The 17,359-nt window shown below is 67.7% G+C and carries 17 protein-coding genes; 15 read left to right on the top strand and 2 right to left on the bottom strand.

Translation table 11 applies throughout. From position 1 onward, the window contains the following. Nucleotides 1–15: 15 nt before the first annotated feature. The 15 genes from AB0H61_RS02845 (at nt 16) to AB0H61_RS02775 (ending at nt 15,432) form a co-directional block, all read left to right on the top strand. The gene (locus tag AB0H61_RS02845; RefSeq protein ID WP_357298405.1) at nt 16–897 is read left to right on the top strand and encodes a hypothetical protein; all 882 of its coding nucleotides are present in this window, start codon (nt 16–18) and stop codon (nt 895–897) included. Continuing rightward, nucleotides 894–1,535 (top strand): hypothetical protein, encoded by a 642-nt coding sequence (locus tag AB0H61_RS02840; RefSeq protein WP_357298404.1) that lies wholly within the window; start codon nt 894–896, stop codon nt 1,533–1,535. The genes AB0H61_RS02845 and AB0H61_RS02840 overlap by 4 nt, the downstream gene beginning before the upstream one ends. 70 nt (nt 1,536–1,605) lie before the next feature. Continuing rightward, a complete protein-coding gene (locus tag AB0H61_RS02835; RefSeq protein ID WP_040692318.1) occupies nt 1,606–1,902 on the top strand; it encodes a hypothetical protein in 297 nt (98 codons plus the stop codon). Between the two features lie 8 nt (nt 1,903–1,910). Beyond that, complete coding sequence (locus AB0H61_RS02830; RefSeq protein WP_357298402.1) at nt 1,911–2,186, top strand: hypothetical protein; 276 nt, start codon at nt 1,911–1,913, stop codon at nt 2,184–2,186. 31 nt (nt 2,187–2,217) lie between these two features. After that, the gene (locus tag AB0H61_RS02825) at nt 2,218–2,880 is read left to right on the top strand and encodes a hypothetical protein (RefSeq protein WP_357298401.1); all 663 of its coding nucleotides are present in this window, start codon (nt 2,218–2,220) and stop codon (nt 2,878–2,880) included. Further along, entirely contained in the window at nt 2,877–3,689 is an 813-nt protein-coding gene (locus AB0H61_RS02820) for a hypothetical protein (RefSeq protein WP_357298399.1), read from the top strand. Before AB0H61_RS02825 ends, AB0H61_RS02820 begins: the two co-directional genes overlap by 4 nt. Further along, nucleotides 3,683–4,531, top strand: coding sequence for a hypothetical protein (locus tag AB0H61_RS02815; protein WP_357298397.1), 849 nt, complete (start codon nt 3,683–3,685; stop codon nt 4,529–4,531). The genes AB0H61_RS02820 and AB0H61_RS02815 overlap by 7 nt, the downstream gene beginning before the upstream one ends. Continuing rightward, nucleotides 4,525–6,000 carry a hypothetical protein gene (locus AB0H61_RS02810; RefSeq protein ID WP_357298396.1) on the top strand — a complete coding sequence of 492 codons (1,476 nt, stop codon included), beginning with the start codon at nt 4,525–4,527 and terminating at the stop codon, nt 5,998–6,000. The genes AB0H61_RS02815 and AB0H61_RS02810 overlap by 7 nt, the downstream gene beginning before the upstream one ends. Then, the gene (locus AB0H61_RS02805) at nt 5,997–7,487 is read left to right on the top strand and encodes an SCO6880 family protein (protein ID WP_357298394.1); all 1,491 of its coding nucleotides are present in this window, start codon (nt 5,997–5,999) and stop codon (nt 7,485–7,487) included. Before AB0H61_RS02810 ends, AB0H61_RS02805 begins: the two co-directional genes overlap by 4 nt. A gap of 7 nt (nt 7,488–7,494) precedes the next feature. Then, complete coding sequence (locus AB0H61_RS02800; protein ID WP_357298392.1) at nt 7,495–10,077, top strand: hypothetical protein; 2,583 nt, start codon at nt 7,495–7,497, stop codon at nt 10,075–10,077. Between the two features lie 79 nt (nt 10,078–10,156). Then, complete coding sequence (locus AB0H61_RS02795) at nt 10,157–10,465, top strand: transposase (protein ID WP_357298390.1); 309 nt, start codon at nt 10,157–10,159, stop codon at nt 10,463–10,465. Between the two features lie 73 nt (nt 10,466–10,538). Beyond that, entirely contained in the window at nt 10,539–12,215 is a 1,677-nt protein-coding gene (locus AB0H61_RS02790) for a peptidoglycan DD-metalloendopeptidase family protein (RefSeq protein WP_357298388.1), read from the top strand. A gap of 17 nt (nt 12,216–12,232) precedes the next feature. Continuing rightward, nucleotides 12,233–12,796, top strand: a complete 564-nt coding sequence (locus AB0H61_RS02785) for a hypothetical protein (protein WP_357298385.1) — start codon at nt 12,233–12,235, stop codon at nt 12,794–12,796. 45 nt (nt 12,797–12,841) lie between these two features. Then, a complete protein-coding gene (locus AB0H61_RS02780) occupies nt 12,842–14,707 on the top strand; it encodes a TraM recognition domain-containing protein (protein ID WP_357298383.1) in 1,866 nt (621 codons plus the stop codon). Then, the gene (locus AB0H61_RS02775; protein ID WP_357298380.1) at nt 14,704–15,432 is read left to right on the top strand and encodes a DUF4913 domain-containing protein; all 729 of its coding nucleotides are present in this window, start codon (nt 14,704–14,706) and stop codon (nt 15,430–15,432) included. The genes AB0H61_RS02780 and AB0H61_RS02775 overlap by 4 nt, the downstream gene beginning before the upstream one ends. Nucleotide 15,433: 1 nt before the next feature. Here the strand turns inward: AB0H61_RS02775 and AB0H61_RS02770 are convergent, their stop codons facing one another. Together AB0H61_RS02770 and AB0H61_RS02765 are read right to left on the bottom strand one after the other, a co-directional pair. Then, nucleotides 15,434–15,991 carry a hypothetical protein gene (locus AB0H61_RS02770; protein ID WP_357298378.1) on the bottom strand — a complete coding sequence of 186 codons (558 nt, stop codon included), beginning with the start codon at nt 15,989–15,991 and terminating at the stop codon, nt 15,434–15,436. Nucleotides 15,992–16,389: 398 nt separating this feature from the next. After that, on the bottom strand, nt 16,390–17,286 hold the full coding sequence (locus AB0H61_RS02765) for a peptidylprolyl isomerase (protein ID WP_357298375.1): 897 nt from the start codon (nt 17,284–17,286) through the stop codon (nt 16,390–16,392). Nucleotides 17,287–17,359 lie beyond the last annotated feature (73 nt).

The following is a 17,359-nucleotide window of genomic DNA, read 5'->3' as shown; positions in this document are numbered from 1 at the left end:
GGAGAGCTGAGAACGATGGGAGAGGACTGGAGCCGCTGGCTCGACGAGGCGCCCGAGGAGGGCGGATCGTCGGGTCGACAAGTGCGGTCTAAGGCTCCGGTGCTACGGCTACGGCGCGGCAAACGGGATGGCGACGGCGTGGACGCCGAACCCACGCAGCGGCCGATTCTGGTGGTCGGCGGCTGCGGTGGTGCGGGAACCACCACCACGGCGCTCGGTATCGCGGGCGAGCTCGGGATGGCGGGGACCCCGACGGTGGCGGTGGACGCCACCGCGGCGGGCGGCGATCTGGCGCTGCGCGGCGCCGACGAACACTTGCATCCGATCAGCCTGCAATCGTGGTTGTACGGACGCGGTGACGACGACCCCGCTCCGCTGAAGGAGTGTCTGTCGCTGGCGACTTCGGGCATCGGGCTGCTGTGGCGCGACGCGGCCCCGCTGCGCCGCCGCGCCACCTATCTGACCGTCGCACGGGCGGTGCACGACGCCGGATTCACCGCGGTCTACGACGGCGGAAATCCGATTGCCGGACGTCAACTGCGTCCGCTGTTGGATGACGCGGATGTCGCTCTGGTACTTGCCATTCCGGCCCGCGCCGACGCCGCGAACCGGCTCCGAGTGAGTCTGGAATGGCTCGATGACCAGTTCGGTGACGGGACCGAGGGGCAGGGTGGCGGGATCGTCGGCGACACCACCGTCGTCATCTCGCATCAGTATCCCGGCTCCGATGCGCGCGTAGCCGACCATTTGCGCGAACATCTTTCCGGCTGGGTCCGCGATATCAGGGAAATTCCCTATGATCCGCATCTGGCGCGCGGAGAGCTCGTCCGGCACGCCTCACTGGCCGCCGAGACGCGCCGGGCCTACGGACAGCTGCTCGCGGGGGTGGCATCATGACCGCCGCTATGAAACTTCGTCGCAAAAACGATCCACAACCGGCAGGCGTGGTCGCCCCGCCGGAGGCCCGGCGCGCCCCCGTCTGGGACCGCCCGGTGCCCGGTGTCGGCCGGGCGCCGCTGGTCTGGTTGCTCGGCGTGCACGGCGGTGCCGGAGCCACTACGCTCGCGCATGTGCTTGCGCCCGCGGCGGATTCGAGCCGCCGCTGGCCCGGCGTCTTCGAGCGTGAATCCCCCTTTGTCGTGCTGGTGGCCAGGGAGACCATCGCGGGTCTGACTCGTGCTCACGATCTACTGCGCCAGCACCATTTCGGCTTCGGCGGTCCCTCCGAGGTGCTCGGCCTGCTCACGGTCGCCGCCCGCCCCGGCAGAATCCCCGCGGAGATCCGGCGCTACCGCGACGTGGTCGGCTCGCTGGCGGGTCCGCTGTGGCAGGTGCCGTGGTACGAGGAATGGACTCTGGTCGAGCCGGAACAGTTGCCGGTGTGGTCGCCGGGTGATCCGATGCCGGAGAAGAAGCGCAAGATCGATCCGCTCGAGGAGGTCCCGCTCGAGGTCCGCGAACTCGGCGCCGATATTGTTGCGGTGGTGCGCGAAAAGCTCGACGCCCGTTCGTCTTTCGACGAGGAGGAGCTGTGATCTGCCCCACCGCGGCCGCGCGGTCCACGCAGTCGATATCCCTGATTCACACTTCCGAGAAAGGCAGCCGATGAGCATGATTCTCCTCGCCGTGCAGGACACGTACGGCACCGTTCTCGCGCAAGTCGGTAACCCGACACCCGAGGCGCCCCCTGGCTCGGAGAAGATCCTGCAGCTGGTCCGGTACCTGACCTGGTTCGTGCTGCTGTCCGGCATCTGCGGCATCACCTACGCGGGCGGCAAGTTCGCGTGGGAGAAGTGGACCGGCGGCGGGCTGGAATCGCCGAAGATGGTGGCGGGCGCCATGATCGGCGGCGTGGTCGCCACCAGTGCCGGCACCATCATGAACGCTGTCATCGGCACGTGATGTCGGCCATGTCCAGCGTGCGACACACGGCGAGCGAGCTGCTCGCCTACAAGCAGATGCCGTCCGATGTACTCGAACCGCTGATGCAGCTGCTCAATTGGCTGCTGTGGTTCGTGCTCCTGGTGTGCCTGGCATGGATGATCCTGTCCGCGGGCCGGCTGTGGATCGCCTTCCGCAGCGATCTGGCGGCGAACGACGCCTCGCACGGGGTGTTGATGAGCCTGCTCGGCGCCACGGTGGCGAGCACCGCCTCGGGGATCGCGTTGGCTTTCCTGCCGACGTGAGCGTCCGGTACCTGACGGGGACGGCCCTGACATGAATTCCACAGTGATGCGGTCACATCCGGTGCCACGCGGTACCGCCGGTTGGCGTGCGTTCCACAAGCCCGCGGTGAGCGTCTTCGGCGCCGCGCTGTTCGCGGTGACGGGTTGCGGCGCGGACGGTGACGGTGCCGCGCCGAATCCGGCCGCGGCGCCGACCAACGTGCGATGGCAGGACTTCCAGGGCGTGGCGTTGCCGTCGGCCGATCAAGGACCCCGATCGTTCGAGGGCGGCGCCGCAACCGATTTCGACCATTCGCCGCCCGGCGCCGCGGTCGCCGCGATCACCCACACGGTGCGATTGTCGGTGGCCGCTGACAACCAGTGGGCGAGGGTGGTGGCCGAGGAGGTCGTGCCGGGCCCCGCCCGCGACGAGTGGTCGGTGAATCGGTTGCAACTGTCCATCACCGGGCCCGCGGCGGCCGAGTACACGCCGAGATTGCTCGGCTACAAGATCACCGACTACACCGAACAGCGGACCGCGGTGGACATCTACACCGAGTACTCCGACGGTTCGAAGGCGGTGAACCACACCACCGTCGAATGGTTCCAGAAAGACTGGAGATTGCGACTGCCCGATCCGAACTCGACCACCCGGCCCGTTGAGGCCATCGACGTACTGCCCGACGACATCGTGACATTGGAGGCACCGAAGTGAGTCAGAAGGAGCCCTACGCGCGCGAGCGTGTCTCCTTCGGTGTCATCGCGTCCGCGGCCCTGCTGGCACTCATCGTGGTCGTCGGCATCGTGATGTATATCGGGCGTGACGATTCCGCCGGTGGCGACGGCACCTCGGCCACCGCGACGACCGGGGGCGAGGGTTTCGCCGAGCCCGAGGTCGACATCTTCGGTAGGCGCATCGATATCCCGAACAATCCTGCCGGCCAGCCGCTTTCGCAGGATCCCGTACGCCAGCGCAAATCCTCGGACCCCGACTGGCTGACCGGCGCACCCGAGGGGACGACTGCACCGCACGGCTGGCAGCGGGTATACGGAGCGTCGGTACCGTTCTCCACCTCCGACGGCCCCACCCGCATCGAAGACGGTCTGGCCGTTGGTTATTCGCACACCCCGCAGGGCGCCGTACTGGCCGCGGCCCAGATCACCTACCGGCTCAACGCACGCCCCGCCGACCGTGACCTGTACCTGCGTCAGGTGCGGGTCTCAGCACAGCAGATCGCCGCCTACGACAAGGCCCTGGACGAGAATCGGCTGCCGAAACAGCAGCCGGAGAAGATCACTCGATACTTCGTCGCCTCGGATGCCTTCAAGGTGGAGAACTACGCCGATGACCTCGCCATCATCCGCTTCGCCTCGCGTGGGCCGGTGATCGACGGCAAACAGCTCTGGGCGGCACTGCGTTTGGTGATGGTGTGGGATGCGGGGGACTGGCGGCTCAAACCGTCCACCTCCAACAGCGCCCAGACCGAGTACATCGAATCGCTGCAAGGGTGGACCAGGTGGTGAGCCGGGGCCCCGGATCCGGGACCACCCGCTCACCGCTGGCGCTCTTCGGCGCCGGAGCGATTCTCGCGGTGGTGATCGCGATCGCCATTACGGTGACCGCGGTGCGTGACAACGACTCTCGCGGTGACGAGGTGTCGATGACGGCTACAGCTTCGGAGAGTGCGCCCGGGAGCGCTGCACCGGGTTCGGCGGGATTCGTCGGCTCGGAGCTGGACTCCTTCGGGCACCGTTTCGATATTCCCAGTAGTCCTGCCGGGCAAGCGCTTCCGCAGTCACCATCGCAGCTGAAAGCGGTGCACCCGGAATGGCTGACGGCGGCCCCGGGTGGGACGAATCAACAGGGCGGCTGGCAGCGCGTTTACGGCGGCCCGGTGATTCCGTTTTCCACCACGGATGGTCCGGACCGAATTGTGAACGACGTGCCTGTGGGGTTCGGCCGGACCCCACGGGGAGCGGCGCTGGCAGCCGAGCAGATCTACTGGCGCACCGCAGCGCGCCCGACAGACCGGGCGTTGTGGCAGCAGCTGGTCATCCTCACCCCCGAGGAGATCGCCGAGCGTGACCGGAACATCACCGAGGGCAGAGTGCCCACCGAGTTACCCGAGAAGATCAAACCCCTGTTGTTCGCATCAGATGCCTTCCGAATCGAAAGTTATGGTGAAGATTCCGCTGTGGTTCGTATCGCCCGAAAGACCCGTGACTTCTTGCACGGCGGGCGTAGTTGGGTGGCAATGAGACTCAATGTGGTGTGGCGTGACGGTGGTTGGAAACTCAAGTCGTCCGCGAGCGATGCACAACCGCTCGAGACGATCGACTCGATCGATGGGTGGACAAAATGGTGAGGCGGGTCCTTACGATTTTCGCGGTCGTCTTCACGGTGATGATCGCGACACCGACTGTGGCCTACGGCCAGACCTACGGCTTCGACGATACGTGCAATGAGATTCACGACACGCTCGATGACGTTGGCCTGCCGGGGTTCTCACTCGGTGATGCCGCGTCGGCCGCGTGCAAGGCGGGCAATGCCGCCTCGCACCCCGGCGACGCGGCGACCGCGGTCAAGGACAAGGCGTGGGATTCGACCTTCGGCAAGGTCGTCGACTCGCTGATGAAGGGCCTCGGTGAGGCCATCATCCTGGCGTTGACGTTCTGGATGAAGGTGCCGAACGAGGCGGCCAGCGATAATGGATCGTTGTTCACCAAGATCAACGATTACACCTATCAGATACAGATATTGCTGCTCATCGCCTCGGTCATCCTGACCGGAGCGCGCCTGGCCGAGGCCAGACGCGGTGCCGCGGTGAGCGAAGCGGCCGAATCGTTCCGCATGTTCGCCCGGGTCGTATTCAGTTCGTGGATGCTCGGCGCCATCGTGGTGGCGGGTACCCAGGCCTCGGATCGCTTCTCCGAATGGGTGATTACCGACGCGACCAATGGCAATGCCAAGGACCTCGCCGAGCTGATGGTGAAAACCAGTAAGCTGCAGGCCTTCTCGCCGGGTCTGGTGCTGATCATCGCGATCGTCGGCCTGCTCGGCGCGCTCGCTCAGATCGTGCTGGCCATCGTCCGGCAGGGCCTGTTGCTCGTCGCGGCGGGTGTGCTGCCGCTGGCGGCCGCGGCCTCGGGGATGAACACCGGTAAGCAGTCCTACCAGAAGCTGGTCGGCTGGATCATCGCGTTCATGCTGTACAAGCCGGTCGCGGCCATCGTCTACATGATCGCGTTCACCACCGCGGGCCACGTGGATTCGCTCACCCCGACCAGCGGGCTGCCGGAAGGTGAAGAGGCGCAGCGCATGCTGGTCGCGATCGTGCTGCTGTGCAGTGTCGCGTTCGTGCTGCCCGCGCTGATGCGCCTGGTCACCCCGGCGGTCGCGATCGTCGGTTCGGGTGGTTCCGGTCTCACCGCGGCGGGCGGTACCCTCGTCGCCGCGGCGGCGCTGGGCGCCATGGGTACCAAGGCGGTCGCCGTGAAGTCCACCGCGACCGCGGGCTCGCCGGGTTACGTCGCCGGTGGCGGCGCGGGCCCGCGCCCCGGTGGTGCCGGTCCGCGCGGCGGCGGTCCGCGTCCGACGCCTCCGCCGCGCGGCGGTGGCGGCGGTGGCGGCGGTAGCGGTCAACCACCGCGCGCCTCCGGGCCCGGCGGCGCGGCCGGAGTACCCTCCGGTGCGGCCAGCGCCGCGGGGCGGATCGGTGCGGCACGCGCCGCGACCAGCGGGCTGAGCCGGGCCGACGAAACCATGGGCGATGTCGCCGGTGACCGCTGGGCGAATCGCTCGCCCGACCTCGGGAGGAGCACCATTCCGCGATGACGATGACTGACACCTACGAGCGCCGCTCGTACGGCTTGTGGCAGAAGCCCCGCAGCGCAGGTCTTTTCGGCCTGCGCTGGGAGGAGACCGTCATCGGCTTCGTGGTCGTGATCACGGCGCTGATCACCGCGATGGCCGCCGGTTTCCAATGGGGTCTGATCGTCGGCGGCACCGGCGTGGTGATCATGGTTCCACTGGTGTGGCGGACCGGGGGCCGCTCCGGCTACGAGACGGGATTGATGATGTTCAACTGGATGCGTTCGCGTAATCGTGGCGAGCACGTGTACCGGGGTGGCCGGTTCTCCCGTATCCCGGGCGGGGTCACCCGGCTGCCGGGCCTGCTGGCGCCGTCGAAGCTGTACGAGGGCATCGACGCGGGCGGTTACAGCTTCGGCATGATCCACCTACCACAGTTCGCGCAGTACACCGTGGTGCTGCGGGCCTGGCCGCAGGGTCATGAGGCCGTCGACCAGCCGGTGATCGACCGCTGGGTTTCGGCGTGGGGCACCTTCCTCGCCTCGGTCGGCCAGACCAGTGACATCATCGCGGTGGTCCCGGTCATCGACACCGTGCCGGAGACCGGAAACCGTTTGCTCACCGAGGTTTCCACCATCACCAGGCCGGAGGCGCCGGAGCTGGCCCAGCAGGTGATGTACGAGCTCGCCACCGAACTGCCGCAGGAGCGGGTGCAGTTGCTGCCCCGGGTCGCGATCACGTTCAAGGCCACCACCGCCGAGCGCCGTAAGAACCCGGCCGAGGAAGCCGTCGAGATCGGTCGCAGGCTGCCCGGCATCTGCGCGGCACTCGCCGAGGCGGGTGTGCGCGCCCAGCCGATGTCGGCGGACGAGGTGATCTCGTTCATCCGGCGCAGCTACGACCCCGCCTCGCAGGCCGACCTCGAGGTCGCGGCCTCCGAACCCGGAGGGCACGGCCTGGATTGGGCCGACGCCGGTCCGGTCTCACACGACGAGAAGTGGGATCATCTGGTCCATGACGGCGGCCGTTCGGTCACCTGGGAAATGGACGCCGCTCCCGAGGGCGCGGTGGACGAGCGGGTGCTGCAGCGGCTGCTCGCGCCGAATCCGGAGGTGCCGCGCAAACGTATCGCCATCGTGTACCGGCCGCATTCGGCCGCCGATGCCGCCGAGATCGTCGATGACGATTTCAAGAACGCGCTGGTGGCGCAGCAGAGCGAACGCGGCGTCGTCTCGGCCGCCGCGACCCTGCGGGTGGGCGCCACCCAGCAGGCCCGAGAGGAACAGGCCCGGGGTCACGGTGTGACCCGCTTCGGGGCGCTGGTGACCATTACCGAGCCCCTGCGCGGCGATCTGCCGCGTATCGAAGCCATCACGCGCGATCTGTCCACGCAGGCGCGCCTGAAGATCCGGCGGTGCTACCGCTACCAGGCGGCGGCCTTCGCGGCCTCGCTCGGGTGCGGGGTGATCCTGCCGGAACACGCGACAATTCCGAAGGCATTGGCGGGGTGAGCGATTCATGGCACGTGAGTACGAGCCTCCCGTACAGGAGCGCGACGGCGTCCCGGTCCGGAGCGGCAGCGGACGCGAGGATGTCCCGTTCGGCGTCGGGCCCGACGAGGTTCCCTTCGAACCGGGCATCGATGCCGCTCCGTTCGGGCCCGGCACCGATGACGGGCCGTTCGGTCCCGCGCTCGACGAGCGGCCGCCGCTCGTCGGCGAGGTCGGGCGCCCACGTGGCGGGCAGCGCTCGGGCATCGAGGATATGCCTGATCGGCCGCGGCGTCCGGCCCGAGCCGACGTGAGCGGCGACGAGCGGACGGGCGTCGACGAGGCATCCGATCGGGAGCGGAGGGCGTCCAGGGACGCGGCCGAGCGACGGGCGCGGCCCGGGGCCGGGCGCGCCGACGGTGTCCGTGCCGATCGGGTGCATGCCGACCGCGCCAGGAGTGAGAACGTCCGTGGTGAGCGAGGATCCGACCGGACCAGGGCCGATGGTGCGCCCGCTAGGTCCACCCGCGACGGTGCGCCCCGACCCGACCGGGATGGTGCGTCGCGTTCCGCGCCCCGGCCGGACCGGGACGGCTCGGAGCGCGGCGGGCCCCGACCCGATCGCACCGGTGCGGCGCGTTCGGATCGCGCCCCGGTCCGGCCGGATCGCATCGGTCCGGCCCGGCCCGATCGCGCCGGGGGGCAGCAGCGTCCCGACCGTGCCGCCGCCGCGCGCCCGGATCGCATGGGCGCCCAGCGCCCCGATCGTGCACCGTTGCCACGCAACGGCGGCAGGCCGGGCCGCCCGCTGCCGCGGCCGGACAAGGTTGATTACGCCGCCGATCGCGCGATGGGTACCCCGCCCATGGACAAGGCCGCGCGGCGGGCGAAGGCCAGGGCGGACAAGCGCAAACAATCCGGCCCGCCGCTGCTCGACGAGGCCACCCGGTCCAAGCTGGAGCAGATCAGCCGCGAAGGTTCGGGACTGCGCGCCGCGTGGGCAACGTTCCGGGTGCGCACCGACGATATCCGCCGCCGCAACTACGCGGCGCGTGCCGAGCAGACCTTCGAGGACGGATTCGACCGCAGCACGGCACAACTCACCGACCGCGGTTACGCGGGCGCGGGCGGCGGCCGGATGAACGTGGTCGGCCGCCCGGTCGAATACCGGGCCACCACCGCCCAGGTCGCGGGGCTGTGGCCATGGTCGGTGGGCGCGGGTGCGCCGCTGATCGGCACTCCGCTCGGTTCCCACCTGCACACCGGCGCACCGGTCTGCTTCGATCCCATGAACTGGTTCCTGCGCGGCAGTTTCATCACCGCGCCCAGCCTGTTCGTGCTCGGCCTCAACGGTTTCGGTAAGTCCTCACTGGTGCGCCGGATCGTGCTCGGCGGCATCGCCCAGGGCATTACCCCGCTCATCCTGGCCGACGTCAAACCGGACTACCGCAAGATGGTGGAATTGGTCGGTGGTCAGGTCATCGACCTCGGCTACGGCCACGGCAAGCTCAATCCGCTGGCCGCGGGTGTGCTCGGCTCGGTGGTGCCGCGGCTGGACGAGTTCCCGGCACTGCAACTGCAAGTGTTGCAAGATCTTCGGGCCCGGCAGGTGACGCTCATCGCCGGTCTGGTCGAACTGGTGCGCGGCGCTCGGGTACGCGATTACGAGGAGACGTTGATCTCCACCGGGCTGCGCATCCTCTATCAGCCGGGCAGCGGCTACACCCCCGACCAGCCGCCCATTATGGAGAATCTGCTCGAGGTGATCGTGGCGGGCGGCGAGGAGTTGATGCTCGACGCGGGCGCCGACAATCCCGACGAATACCAGAACGCCATCAAGGGATTGCGCCGCTCGCTGCGCGCACTGACCCAGGGGCCGTTCGGCGCGATCTTCAACGGACAGACCACGGTGCCGATCGACACCGGTGCGGTCGCGGTCTGCATCGATGTCTCGCATATCCCGACCGGCGACAAGAAGCTCAAAGCCGCCGTCATGCTGGCCTGTTGGGCCGACGGCTTCGCCTCGGTCGAGGCCGCGCATGTGCTGGCCGACGCGAAACTCGGCCCGCAGCGCTACTTCCAGGTGGTGATGGACGAGCTGTGGCAGGTGCTCGGCCTCGGTGACTTCATGGTGGACCGGGTCGACGAACTGACCCGTTTGCAGCGCAGCATCGCCACCGCGCTGATCATGATCAGCCACACCATCAAGGATCTGCAGGCCCTCGGATCCGAGGCCGCCATCGCCAAGGCGCTCGGCTTCCTGGAACGCGCCCGCGCCAAGATCTTCGGCGCGCTGCCCGCCGAGGAGGTCAAGCGGCTGGACAGCACAGTACCGTTCACCTCGGCCGAGGAGGAAATGGTGACCGGATGGTCCGCGCCACAGGCGTTGACCGGCGAGGCGCTCAAACCCGGTCAGCAGCGGCCCTCGCCGCCCGGTACCGGCAAATTCCTGCTGAAGATCGGTGAGGACCGCCGCCCCGGTATCCCGTTCCACATGGAGTTCACCTTGTCCGAGAAGGAAAGCGGGATCCACGACACGAACCAGCGCTTCAGCGAGTTCACCGAATCCACCGCGCGTGGTACGGATTCGCCGAATGGGAGCGCCGCATGAGATATCGGCCGGGATACGCGGCGTCGGTTCTTCGCGGCGTGCCCTGGCGGTCGGTATCCGACGGCGGAAGGGGTGCCCGATGATGCCGCACAGGTCCTATCGCAGAGTGTCGCCGGAGGTGCGCCAGGCCGCCGTCGAACAGGTCATCGCGCTGACCGGCACACTCAGCAGTGAATCCGAGGCCTGCCGGGTGGTCGCCGAACAGATCGGAGTGCACGCCAATTCGGTGCGCAACTGGGTCCGTGCCGCGGAAGGTCCCAGCCTGGAGCGCATGGACGCCACCGCCCTGCGCCGCAAAGTGGCCCTGCTACAACAGCAATTGGCGGCCGCCGCCGAAATGAATCGAACGCTGGCCGACACCCTCAACGAATCCCGCCGACGAACGTGAGCGAGCGTAGCGCCCGCACCATCGGCGCGGCGCCCGCCGGCACGGTGGAACCGAGCGTCGGCGGGGTGCGGCCGTGAGCGCCAAGGGGGTGCTGTGGGCGGCCATGGGCGCGGTGATCGGATTGATCGCGGTCGTGCTGGTGGTCGTGATGCCGTCGGTGGACGACCCGTGCGAGGGGATTTCGGTACTGGGGCCCTCACAGACCGCGCTGCCGCCGCTCGGCGGATACGCGCCGGGAGATCCGCGTGCCTCCGCCGCAGCCGGTACCAGCGGATCCACGACGGCACCGGCGAATTCGACGCTCACCGCGACCCCGTCGCTCGCGGCGGGGGTCGGACCGATCCGGCGCACGCTGCCGCTGGCCACGGGCACCTTCACGATCTCCGACACCTTCGGTTCGCGCGGTGGCGACCACAAGGGCGTCGATATGGCCGCCACCGACGGCACGCCGATGTTCTCGGTCTCCGACGGCCGGGTCGTCGCGGCCGGGCCCGCTTCGGGTTTCGGCAATTGGATCGTGATCGACTCGGTCGACACCAACGGTCGCTCGTACTCGGCTGTCTACGGGCATATGTGGGACAGCGGTGTCCTGGTGCGCGTCGGCGATACGGTGCGTGCGGGCCAGCAGATCGGCCTCGTCGGATCCGCGGGCGAATCCAGCGGCCCGCACCTGCATTTCGAGATCGTCCCCGGTGGCCGCTTCACCGGCGGCCGCCAGATCGATCCGCTGCCCTGGTTGGACGGGGCGCCGACGCCGGATCTGGGTGGTGCGCAGTGGTACTCCAGCGATCCCCGGTGCAACCGTGGCTTCGGCAGCGCGGGCGGGGCGCTGGCCGCGGGCAAGGTGCCCGCGGAACTCGAAATCTGGTATCGCCGCGCGGGTTCGATCTGCCCACAGGTCACCTCGTCGCTGCTGGCGGCGCAGGGCAGGCAGGAGTCCGGCTTCCGGCGCGGCGCGAGCTCGCCCGCGGGTGCGCAGGGGCTGGCACAGTTCCTGCCCGGCACCGCGGCCAGCATCAACCCCGACGACGGACAGCCGTATGTCATCGATGCCGACGGCAACGGCGTGGCCAGCGTGTGGGACGACGGCGACGCCATCATCGGCCAGGGCCGCTATATGTGCGCGATCGCGCACAAGATCGAGAAATGGCAATCCGAGGGGCGGGTGCAGGGCGATATCACCGCGCTCACCCTGGCCGCGTACAACGCCGGTGAGGGTGCGGTGCTCGCCTCGGGCGGGATGCCGAATCAGGTGGGGGCGCACTACTCCGAGACCCAGCCGTATGTGCGCAATATTCTGGCGATGGAGCCGCAGTACCGGGCGCCCGGATCATTGGGGCGCTTCACCCCGGGTGAGGGCGGCGGCGGTCAGCAGATCGTCGAGGCCGCGCACGACTGGCTCGGCACCCCGTACGTGTGGGGCGGCGGCGGACCTCAGGGTCCGAGCGGCGGCGGGCTCGACGGTCCCGGATTGACCGCGGCCGCGGTCTTCGCGGCCTCCTCCGGCACGATCACCCTGCCGCGCACCGCCGAACAGCAATGGGAGGCGGGCGCCGAGGTACCGATGAGCAAGGTGCAGCCGGGAGATCTGGTGTTCAGTTCCTTCGGGTCGCGCGGTCCCGCGCAGGTCGGCATCTACGCCGGGAGCGGACGGATGATCCAGTCCGTGCCCGCTTCGGAGGGCCGATCGGGCGGCGGCGTGAGTGAGGTCGCGGTGCCCGGTGACGCGCGCATGAGGAGGGTACTGTGAGGTCCCGGCGGTTAACCTTGAAGGACAAGGGGAAAGCACGCGCGAAACTGGTGGTGATGCTGGTGGTGAGCGTGGCAATGCTGGGCGCAGCCTGTGGGCGCGACAGTGGCGACGCGAGTTCCGGTGCGTCGCATCCCGTCACGTCCACGACCCGGTTGCTGGAGGGCGCGCCCGCGCCGGACCCGGTGACACCAGACGGCGTCGCGGTGACCGCGTTGCGGGAGATCTACACCTGGCAGCCCGCCGCCGAGGCTCAGGGCACATCGCTGAACCGGGCCCGGAAATGGCTGGGTCCCAGCCTGATCCGGGTGCTCGACAGCGCGTCTTCGGTGACCGAGACACCGAAGCAGACGCTGCAATGGGCGGATTGGGCCAAGGCGAAAGCCACCGTCCAGGCGTTCACCTTCGCCTCGGGGGAGCGGCCGCCCGCCGGCGCCGACCCGAATACGGAGCAGTACAAGATCGGGATCGAGCAGACCGTGGTCTACCCGGACGGGCGCAAGGAATCGCTGCCGCCGAGTACGGTCATCGCCACCGTCGTGCGCACACCCGAGGGCTGGCGGCTCGACGCGTTCCGCTGATCCACCGAAGTATCAACCACCGCAAGGCCATTCGAGGAGGCAGAGATGGCGAAGAAAAAGAAGGTGCAGGATCCGGCCGCGATCGGGCCGGATATCGGCCTGATTCTCATCTACGCCGGTTTCGCGGTGCTCACGACCCTCTGGATCGCCCTGCATCTGGGCAACGCCATGTCGTCGACGCCGCAGCGGATTCCGATCAACCCGATCGAGATCGTCGCCGATCTGGCCCGCGGCAGGCTGACCTGGCCGGCCGCCTCCACGGTGATCGTGCTGCTGGTGGTCGCGGTGCTGGTGGTGGTCCTGATGGTGCACAAGCAGATGAAGGCCCGCTCGTCGCGGGGCAGGCTGCCGGTGGACGACAAGGCCGATGTGATGGGCAGCGGCGGAGCGATCGCATCGCTCACCGAGGCCGGGGTGCGGGCGAAGGCGGAGCAGCTCGGTGTGCGCATCGGCTACGAGGACAGCCCCGGTGTGCCCATCGGTATCGGTGTCGCCGACGGTGCCATGCTGTACGGGTCCTACGAGGATCTGCACATCGACATCTGGGGTCCGCGTCAAGGTAAGTCGACCTCGCGGGTCATCCCGGCCATTCTCACCGCGATCGGCCCGGTGCTCGCCACCTCGAATAAGCGTGATGTGGTCGACGCGACGCGGGATGTACGCCAGAGCAAGGGCAGTCCCACCTTCGTCTTCGATCCGCAGGGCGTCGCCGCCGAAGAGCCGACGTGGTACTGGGATCCGCTGAAGTGGGTCGACCCCAGCCGCTCCGGCTGTGAAATGCGCGCGGCCCGCTTGGCGGGTCATTTCGCCGACAGTGACGGCGGTTCGGATGCCAAGAGCGACGCGTTCTTCGATCCGGAGGCCGAGGATCTGCTGGCCGGCCTGTTCCTGGCCGCCGCGGTCGGCGGCCTCCCGATCACGAAGGTATGGGAGTGGGTGACCCATCACCGCGACGAGACGCCGATCCGGCTCTTGCGGGAGGCGGGGCACATCTTCAGCGCGGACGGTCTGACCGGGCAGTACCAGGCCGATGAGCGCACGCGCAGTGGCGTTTTCGGTACGGCGAAGAAGATGATCCGGTGTCTGAAGCTGACCAATGTGCACGCGTGGGTCACGCCCGGCGAGACCCAACTCCCCAGCGGTCACTCCGTGCGTCGCGAACTCTTCGACGAGCTCGCGTTCATCGAGGCGAACGGCACGCTGTACAGCCTGTCGCTGGAGGGGCGTGGCTCGGCCGCGCCGTTGGTCAGCGCGCTCACCGAGGCGGTCATCGACGTGGCCATGCGCAAGGCGTCGATGTCGCGCGGTGGTCGCCTCGAGATTCCGTTGCTCGCCGTGCTCGACGAGGCCGCCAACGTGGTGCGCTGGAAGGATCTGCCCAAGCAGTACAGCCACTTCGGCTCGCGCGGCATCGTGGTGATGACGGTGCTGCAATCCTGGGCACAGGGTGCGCGCTGCTGGGGTGAGGACGGTATGGCGGCGCTGTGGTCGGCGGCCAATATCAAAGTGCTCGGCAGCGGCGTCGACGATACGAACTTCCTGCGCGACCGGTCCGAGGCGCTGGGCGAATACGATGCGATCTCGGCATCGGTCTCGGAATCCAAGGGCAGTAAGAGCTATTCGCGCTCGCTCGGCTCGTCGAAGACCTTCTCGGTGAACGGTCTGGCGACCTTGCCGCGGGGCCGGGTGATCGTCTTCTCCTCCGGTGCGCCGCCGGTTCTCGTCCGCACCGTCGCATGGTGGGACGGCGACTACGCTGCCGAGGTGAAAAAGTCCATTGCGCAGCATGATCCGTCGCGCAAGACCCAAATCACCGATCTGATCGGATCTCCGTCACTGATCAAGTCGGTGACACCGCAGGAGTACGGACCGCAGGAACACGGGCAGCCCGAGGAGGCACGGCCACTGTGAGCGACGAACAACCCAAGTTCGCCAACGTGGCGGCGTTTGTCGAGGACTACATCGGCAATGTCTACCAACGCCAGGTCACCGATCTGAGCGACACCGTCTGGTGCCAGGAATGGTGGCGCCATGTCGAGGCGGTTGCGCGCCTGGACGCGCTATGGCGCGCCTGGGAGCAACTGCACCGCGACGAGCGCGGCGGACTCAGCCACTGGTTGCTCGAACATGCCGACCATCACATGAAGCGGCTGTTCGATCCGCGGGGGCCGTTCAAGTACTGCAGCGTGCGCAACGGCCATATGGACATGATCGGCCCGCTGCCGCTGAAGTCCCCACCCGGTGGGCTTTTCGTCGACGAGGACGACGAGCGGCCGGAGGGCTGGATCTATCGCACAGTGGTCGAATTCGTCGAGAACTACCTGAGCATGATCTACCAGCGTCAGGTCACCGATCTCAGCGATACCGTCTGGTGCCCGGAGTGGTGGCGTCACCAAGAGGCCGTGGTCCGGCTCGATGCGCTATGGCGCGCTTGGGAATACCACCGCCAGAATCCGTCGACCGGTCTGAGTATGTGGTTTCTCAAGCATGCCGATCCGCATATGGCGCAACTCTTCGACCCGAAAGGGCCTTTCAAATACTGCAACGCGCGGGGCGGGCATCAGAGCAATCTGAGCCCGCTGCCGATCACGTTGCCGGTGCAGGGTCTGTTCACCGACCCCGAGGATCCCCGGTGAATTAGCGGGTGCGCTCGAGCCCGCGGGCGAGTTCCTGTTCGCGGGCCAGCGTGGGGGTGGGTGGTTCCTGGGATCGGGCGCGGGCGGCTTCCTGGATCGGCTGTGCCTGCCCGACCTCGATGAGCATCCGGACCGCCGCTAGTTCCGGGGCGATGCCGATGCGAGCGAGGTGTGCCGCGATCGCCGTCCGGCGCTCGGCGGAGTCGTATCGGATGAGTGGTTTGTTGGCGGCGGCGGCCGATGCCGTGGCAGCCATCCGGCTGGCTTCGGCCTGGGCCGCGAATCGGTCCTTCTCCAAGGAGATTCCCTTGACCGGTGCCGCCTTCTCCACCATGAGCGCCAGCTCGACGTTGCGAGGGTCCTTCGCCTTGGCGTCGCGCGCTTCACGAATCTGGAGTTCCCGCGCCTCTTTGATACGGGCATCGGTGACCTTGACGCGAGCCTCGGCTTCTTTCTGACCACGCTCCCGGGTGCGCAGTGCGACGAGGGTCGCAAGCTGCAACATAGTCCTCATCATGGCCGCGGTCTCCCGGCCGATGTCGTCCAGTTCCTCGGACATGGCTGCTCCCCGATGCTGCAGTGATCACTATGGATGATTGTGGTGCTTCGTCACGGACACCGCCACGCGAACTGTAGTCCGTCGGGCAATGCCCCGCCTGCAAACGTGGACACCCAGAGGACTCGTGTCGTGGCACTCCCTTGTCGGGGGGTTGCCCTGTAAGGGATGGCTACGCTACGCGAACTCCTTCATCTGAGATTACCCGAGAAGTGCGTGGCACAACCGTACGGACGTGCCGTTAACAGCATATATCGCACAATTCCGGCGTGCATCGGTAACTTTCGGAGGATCTTCGGCGTAAGCCCAGCCTTATCGAACGATTAGGGTGCACTACCCTGTCTACTTCCGGCCGGTAGCAATGAGCCGGGCCCGGTGGTGGGCCCGGCTCAGCGAGCGGCCTAGTCCAGTCGGATCGACTGAATCGTTACGGGGGCGTTCGGCTTTCCGTCACCGGGTCCGTTGGAGTTGTCCTGGCCGGCCTTGGCGATCTTGTCCAGTGTCTCCATACTGTTCTCGTCGACGGTGCCGAAGATCGTGTATTGCGGCGGCAGTTGGGAATTGCCGTAGACGACGAAGAACTGGCTGCCGTTGGTGGCCTTGCCGTCGACGCCGTCCGACCCGGCGGAGGAGTTGGCGTTGGCCATGGCAAGTACGCCGCGCTTGTAGTCGACCGGTAACTGGGTATTGGGGTCGCCCGCCGCGTACTGATCGGTCGGGTACTCGTTGTCGAATTCGTAACCGGGACCGCCCATTCCGGTGCCGACCGGGTCGCCGCATTGCAGCACCTTCAGACCTTCGCTGGCGGTCATCCGGTGGCAACTGGTGCCGTTGAAGTATTCCTGGTCGACCAGGCTCATGAAACTGTTCACCGTGCACGGCGATTCGGCGTTGTTCAGCGTCAGGCCGATCGGACCCGCGCTCGTCTCCACGCTGACGCTGACCTTCGCGTTATTGCCCGTGGTCGGGATCTCGGTGCGCTCTGGCTTGTGCACCGGCTTGTCGGCGGGCGTGCGGCCGTCGCGGTAGGTGCAGTTCACGAGGGCGGGCTTGGCCTTGGCGGCGGGCGGGGCGGCGGTGAGCGAGGCGTCCTTGGGCTCGGACGCGGTGTTATCGCCGGTGTCCTCGCCCTTGGTCAGGAAATACACGCCGGTGACCGCCGCGACCGCGACGACCACACCGAGCACCGATCCGGCGATCGTGAGTTGCTTGCGCTTGCGCGCCCGATCGGCGCGATTGGCCAGCTGGCGTTCCAGCTTCCGTTTCGCCGCTGCTCGTCGCTGTTCGTTGCTCGGCACTGACACGTTCCTCCCGTATTCCGGTCCTTTCGGGGGAACAGTGTGCCATCTCTTCCTTAGAGTTCCTCTTAGT

This window comes from Nocardia sp. NPDC050710 (assembly GCF_040654375.1).
Lineage (GTDB): Bacteria > Actinomycetota > Actinomycetes > Mycobacteriales > Mycobacteriaceae > Nocardia.
This window is presented reverse-complemented; position numbering and strand designations above follow the sequence as displayed.

Excerpts from the sequence above, each read along its gene's own strand:
- AB0H61_RS02800 (WP_357298392.1), top strand. The coding sequence starts at position 7,495 with ATGGCACGTGAGTACGAGCCTCCCGTACAGGAGCGCGACGGCGTCCCG.
- AB0H61_RS02845 (WP_357298405.1), top strand. The coding sequence starts at position 16 with ATGGGAGAGGACTGGAGCCGCTGGCTCGACGAGGCGCCCGAGGAGGGC.
- AB0H61_RS02830 (WP_357298402.1), top strand. The coding sequence starts at position 1,911 with ATGTCCAGCGTGCGACACACGGCGAGCGAGCTGCTCGCCTACAAGCAG.
- AB0H61_RS02795 (WP_357298390.1), top strand. The coding sequence starts at position 10,157 with ATGATGCCGCACAGGTCCTATCGCAGAGTGTCGCCGGAGGTGCGCCAG.
- AB0H61_RS02780 (WP_357298383.1), top strand. The coding sequence starts at position 12,842 with ATGGCGAAGAAAAAGAAGGTGCAGGATCCGGCCGCGATCGGGCCGGAT.
- AB0H61_RS02770 (WP_357298378.1), bottom strand. The coding sequence starts at position 15,991 with ATGTCCGAGGAACTGGACGACATCGGCCGGGAGACCGCGGCCATGATG.
- AB0H61_RS02840 (WP_357298404.1), top strand. The coding sequence starts at position 894 with ATGACCGCCGCTATGAAACTTCGTCGCAAAAACGATCCACAACCGGCA.
- AB0H61_RS02810 (WP_357298396.1), top strand. The coding sequence starts at position 4,525 with ATGGTGAGGCGGGTCCTTACGATTTTCGCGGTCGTCTTCACGGTGATG.
- AB0H61_RS02825 (WP_357298401.1), top strand. The coding sequence starts at position 2,218 with ATGAATTCCACAGTGATGCGGTCACATCCGGTGCCACGCGGTACCGCC.
- AB0H61_RS02835 (WP_040692318.1), top strand. The coding sequence starts at position 1,606 with ATGAGCATGATTCTCCTCGCCGTGCAGGACACGTACGGCACCGTTCTC.
- AB0H61_RS02805 (WP_357298394.1), top strand. The coding sequence starts at position 5,997 with ATGACGATGACTGACACCTACGAGCGCCGCTCGTACGGCTTGTGGCAG.